Source organism: Parvibaculum sp. (assembly GCF_035511255.1).
In the GTDB taxonomy this organism is placed as follows: Bacteria; Pseudomonadota; Alphaproteobacteria; order Parvibaculales; family Parvibaculaceae; genus Parvibaculum.
This window is the reverse complement of the sequence record NZ_DATKFR010000490.1, coordinates 1-4,665: the sequence shown is the minus strand read 5'-3', so window position 1 is coordinate 4,665 and position 4,665 is coordinate 1. Positions and strand designations below refer to the sequence as shown.

6 protein-coding genes are annotated in these 4,665 nt (G+C 64.8%); 1 reads left to right on the top strand and 5 read right to left on the bottom strand.

The features are described 5' to 3' along the window. Positions 1-609: thioesterase family protein (locus VMR03_RS18220; RefSeq protein WP_325407764.1), on the top strand; the 609-nt coding region annotated here is incomplete at its 5' end. Here the strand turns inward: VMR03_RS18220 and VMR03_RS18215 are convergent. From VMR03_RS18215 to VMR03_RS18195, 5 genes are all read right to left on the bottom strand, one after another. Further along, a complete protein-coding gene (locus VMR03_RS18215) occupies positions 610-912 on the bottom strand; it encodes an HPr family phosphocarrier protein (protein ID WP_325407762.1) in 303 nt (100 codons plus the stop codon). Between the two features lie 5 nt (positions 913-917). Further along, complete coding sequence (locus VMR03_RS18210; RefSeq protein WP_325407760.1) at positions 918-1,325, bottom strand: PTS sugar transporter subunit IIA; 408 nt, start codon at positions 1,323-1,325, stop codon at positions 918-920. Between the two features lie 176 nt (positions 1,326-1,501). Next, positions 1,502-1,963 (bottom strand): HPr kinase/phosphatase C-terminal domain-containing protein, encoded by a 462-nt coding sequence (locus VMR03_RS18205; protein WP_325407758.1) that lies wholly within the window; start codon positions 1,961-1,963, stop codon positions 1,502-1,504. A gap of 7 nt (positions 1,964-1,970) precedes the next feature. After that, a complete protein-coding gene (locus VMR03_RS18200) occupies positions 1,971-3,812 on the bottom strand; it encodes a sensor histidine kinase (RefSeq protein ID WP_325407756.1) in 1,842 nt (613 codons plus the stop codon). Between the two features lie 32 nt (positions 3,813-3,844). Continuing rightward, positions 3,845-4,549: a response regulator transcription factor gene (locus VMR03_RS18195; RefSeq protein WP_325407754.1), complete on the bottom strand. Its 705-nt coding sequence runs from the start codon at positions 4,547-4,549 to the stop codon at positions 3,845-3,847. Between the last annotated feature and the right edge of the window lie 116 nt (positions 4,550-4,665).

Genomic DNA, 4,665 nt, shown 5'->3' with positions numbered 1-4,665 from the left:
CGGGGTGAGTTTCTCATCGACCTGCGGGAAGTGCGGCGGAACCGCTCGACGCAGCATTGGTCGATCGAACTTTCGCAGGACGGACAAGGTGTAGCGGCGACGGCGAGCGCGGTCTTTGCGGTACGACGCGAGACGTGGGCGCATCGCCCTGCCGTCATGCCGGACGTGCCGCCCCCCGCCGCGCTGCGGCCGATGCAGACCGAAGGACGGAACGCCTGGCTGCAGCGCTACGATTTGCGCTTCGCGGAAGGAGAGCCCGATTTCGGCCCGCGCGCCGAGGGCGCGCTGTCGGGCACGCGGTCCCGCGTCTGGCTCAGCGAATTGCCGACCCGGCGGCTCGACTTCCTGTCGCTTGCGGCGCTCACGGATATTTTCTTCGTCCGCATCTTTCAGGTGCGCGGCCGCATGTCGCCGGCAAGCACGGTTTCATTGACGAGTTATTTTCATGTCGACGAGACCGATCTCGCCGCGCTCGACCCGCAGCCCTTGCTCGGCACCGTCGATTCGCGGGTGTTCACGAAAGGTTATTTCGACCAGTCGGCGGAAATCTGGTCGCGCGACGGCGCGTTGCTCGCCACGACGGCACAAACGGCCTATTACAAGGAATAGTCAGTCGCGCTCGCCGAAGCCGTCGGAGACGAGGGCTTCGAGCGCGTCGAGGGCTTCCTTCGCCTGCGGCCCCTCGGCCTCGATCAGGATGCAGCAGCCCGGTCCGGCGGCGAGCATCATCAGGCCCATGATCGAGGTGCCGGACACCGAATGGCCGTCCTTCGACACCTTCACCTCGGCCTCGAATTTCTCCGTCGTCTGAACGAATTTCGCGGATGCGCGCGCGTGCAGTCCGCGCGTATTGACGATGTTCAGAAGGCGGCTTTCGGGGCGGCCCGTTCCGGCCTTGGCTTCAGACGGCATGTCGCTCAGGCTCCATCCCCCGCGAGAACGCGGCTCGCGATGGAGATGTATTTCCGGCCGGACTCCTGTGCAAGATCGACGGCCTGACTGAGGCTTGCATGCTCGCGCACGCTTGCGAGCTTGATGAGCATGGGAAGGTTTACGCCGGCGATCACCTCGACCTTCGCCTTGTCCATGATCGAGATGGCGAGGTTGGAGGGCGTTCCGCCGAACATGTCGGTGAGCAGGATGACGCCGTCACCCGCATCCGCCTTGGCAACCGCATCGAGAATGTCGCGGCGCCGCTGCTCCATGTCGTCATCGGGACCGATGCAGATCGCCGCGACCTGCGGCTGAGCGCCCACCACATGTTCCATGGCCGCAACGAATTGGCTGGCCAAAGCCCCGTGGGTTACCAGTACTAGTCCGATCATCAATAGCCCTCTTCGCCGTCCCGGCCCGTTACGCAAGGCTGGTTCGCCGGCCGCGCCCCCGCGGAGGCGCGTATCGTGCCTCCAATCACGCTTAAAAGACAAGCGCGCGGGAGCCTTGCCATAACAAAGATCACACCTCCATGCCAGAGGCATAGCCGGGAACCGGACGGCGACCTTCAGCCGAGGCGGCCGTCATCCCCCGGAAAGCCTTTGGCCGGGATCGTCTCGACCGCGAGACGTACCCGTTCCATCGCCGTCAGGTCAAATGCATGAAGGTCGAGGAGCGGCAATTCGATACTTTCGATTGTCACAAATCGCGGCTCGGGGAGGCGCGGAACCGCGCCCTGTGCGACGAGATCGATCACCAGCACAACTTCCGCGCGCGGAGCGAAGGGAAGCGGTATCAGGCCCAGGCCCCGCACCTCCAGAAGACCGGCCAAAGCCGGCGGCGACGAGGCGAGAAGACGGCCTTCTTCGGCTTCAAGCACCACTTGGTCGTCGGCCACCAGCATCGCGCTCGGGCCCTCGCTGCGGATCAGGCGGAAGGCGAGATCGGACTTGCCCGAACCGGACGGGCCGCGGAGAAGAACAGCGGAGGGACCGATCAGGACGCAGGTGCCGTGGACGAGGACGGTCATGCGGCGCTCAATTCGCGCGCGCCGGCAGTTCGACGACGAAACGCGCACCGGCGATGCGGGCGCCCTCCATGCGGTTTTCGGCGCGGATGGTGCCGCGATGGGCTTCGACGATCTGGCGCGAGATCGCAAGGCCGAGGCCTGAATGCTTGCCGAAACTGTCCGGCCGGTCGGTATGGAAGCGATCAAAAATGCGCTCGAAATTCTCCGGCGAAATGCCGGGGCCTTCGTCGTCGACATGAATGACGATCCGGCCCGGTACGCGCTCCGCCGAGACGCGCACGACGCCGCCTTCGGGGCTGAAGGAAAGCGCGTTGTCGATCAGGTTGCGCATGACCTGGCCGAGGCGCATGTCGAAGCCCTTGACCATCATGCCGGCGCGACCGTGCGGGCCCGGCTCGATCTCGAGCACGACTTTTTGCGAGCCCGAGACGCCCGTCTCGGTGAAGAGATCGCAGACCGTTTCGAGCAGCGTCGCGATATTGACGTCTTCCATTTCCTCGCGCGACAGCTCGGCATCGAGACGCGAGGCGTTGGAAATATCGCTGATGAGACGGTCGATACGGCGCACGTCATCCTGGATGATGGCCATCAGGCGTTCCTTGGCCTTTTCATCCTTCGCCAGCGTAAAGGTCTCGATGGCGCTGCGGAGCGATGTCAGCGGATTCTTCAGCTCGTGCGCGACGTCGGCGGCGAAACTTTCGATGGCATCGATGCGGCTGTAGAGCGCGTTCGTCATGTCGCGGAGCGCGCCGGACAATTCGCCGATTTCGTCGCGCCGTGCGGTGAAATCCGGAATCTGGGCGCGGCGCGTCTTGCCGCGACGGACGATCTCGGCCGATTCCGCGAGTCGCCGTACGGGTTCGGCGATCGTGCCGGCGAGCACAACGGAGAGCAGGATGGTGACGCCGAGCGCGACCAGGAAGACCTGCACGATGGCGAGGCGCTCGGCACGCACGATCGCGTCGATGTCGCCGCCGCGCGTCGAGAGCATCAACGTGCCGAGCACGGCGCGATACCGCTGGATCGGCACGGCGACCGAGACGATGAGTTCGCCGCGATCGTTGACGCGCTCCATGCTCGACGGGATGCCGCGCAGCGCACGCGTGACTTCGCTGTAGATCGAGCCGTTCTGGCTGCCGGCTTCCTTGTAGCGTTCGAGATCGCGGCCGGGGAGCAGGCCGAGAAGCGTGTTGCGCAGGCGAGCCAGCGGACCCGTCGCCTCGGTGCCGGCGAGCGGTGGAAGTTCGAAGGCGACGATCTGGCCCGAGGCGGTGAGCTGGCGTGAGTCGAGAACGAGCCAACCATCCTTGTCGTAGAGACGGGCGCGGGTCTGCGTCGGCAGCACGAGGCGGCGCAGGATGGGCGCGGCATTTTCCGGAATGATGGGCAGTTCGCGGTCGTCCTGATCTTCATCCATGTCGCCGGCTGCGGGCTTGGGGCGGATGTCGAGCGGCTTGCCGCGGCGGCGCTCCAGCGGATCGATGACCTGGGGTTCCGGCACCGAGGTCGCGCCTTCGGCGATGGCGCCGGCGATGATCTCGGCTTGGGTCAGCAGACTTTGACGCCGGGCATCGATCAGGCCTTCGCGGAACTGATTGAGATAAAGGACGCCACTGACGAGGACGCAAAGCGCGACGACGTTGAAGACGACGATGCGGCGCGTCAGGCTCGAGAAGCGGCCGCGCAGGAGAAAGCTGCGGAAGGCTGCGAAGACGCGGGCAATGAGGTCTTCGATCAAACGGCGGAGATCGGGACGGCTCTTCGGAACCGAAGAAGCAGCCTCCCGGCGCGTCGGAGCGGAATGCCTCGACGCCGACGGCGGAATCTCATGATCGCTCACGCTCGCCATGGCGGGATCATCCGGGCCGGGCCTCGCGCGTTTCAGGCTTCACGGTAGCGATAACCGACGCCGTAAAGCGTCTCGATCGCATCGAAATCGTCGTCGACTTCCTTGAACTTCTTGCGCAGACGCTTGATGTGGCTGTCGATAGTGCGGTCGTCGACATAGACCTGATCGTCATAGGCCGCGTCCATCAGCGAATCACGGCTCTTCACATATCCCGGTCGTTGCGCGAGCGCCTGCAGGATCAGGAATTCAGTGACGGTGAGAACGACGGGCTTTGCGTCCCAGGTGCAGGAATGGCGCTCGGGATCGAGCACCAGCTTGCCGCGTTCGAGCACGACCTTCTCGGCACCGCTCTCCGGCGCGGCGCCCTCGGCCTTCGGACTGGCGCGGCGCAGCACCGCCTTGACGCGCTCGACGAGAAGGCGCTGCGAGAAGGGCTTCCGGATATAATCGTCCGCGCCCATCTTCAGGCCGAAGAGTTCGTCGATCTCGTCGTCCTTCGAGGTGAGGAAGATCACCGGCAGATCGGATTTCTGGCGCAGACGGCGCAGCAGCTCCATGCCGTCCATGCGCGGCATCTTGATGTCGAAGACGGCGACGTCCGGCGGATTGGCGGCAAGGCCCGCAAGCGCGGCCGCGCCATCCGTATAGGTCTGGACGTGATAACCCTCGGCTTCGAGCGCCATGCTCACAGAGGTCAGAATATTCCGGTCATCGTCAACCAGCGCGATGGTTGGCATTGGCCCCCGTCCCTTTTCAAGAGCTTCGTTTCCAACATTTTCCATCCGCGGGTCCCCTCGGCAGGCGCCGGGCCTCGTCCGGCTTCGTGAGCAAAGGCTCGCGAAGGCTTAGGGTC

Excerpts from the sequence above, each read along its gene's own strand:
- VMR03_RS18215 (WP_325407762.1), bottom strand. The coding sequence starts at position 912 with ATGCCGTCTGAAGCCAAGGCCGGAACGGGCCGCCCCGAAAGCCGCCTT.
- VMR03_RS18210 (WP_325407760.1), bottom strand. The coding sequence starts at position 1,325 with ATGATCGGACTAGTACTGGTAACCCACGGGGCTTTGGCCAGCCAATTC.
- VMR03_RS18205 (WP_325407758.1), bottom strand. The coding sequence starts at position 1,963 with ATGACCGTCCTCGTCCACGGCACCTGCGTCCTGATCGGTCCCTCCGCT.
- VMR03_RS18200 (WP_325407756.1), bottom strand. The coding sequence starts at position 3,812 with ATGGCGAGCGTGAGCGATCATGAGATTCCGCCGTCGGCGTCGAGGCAT.
- VMR03_RS18195 (WP_325407754.1), bottom strand. The coding sequence starts at position 4,549 with ATGCCAACCATCGCGCTGGTTGACGATGACCGGAATATTCTGACCTCT.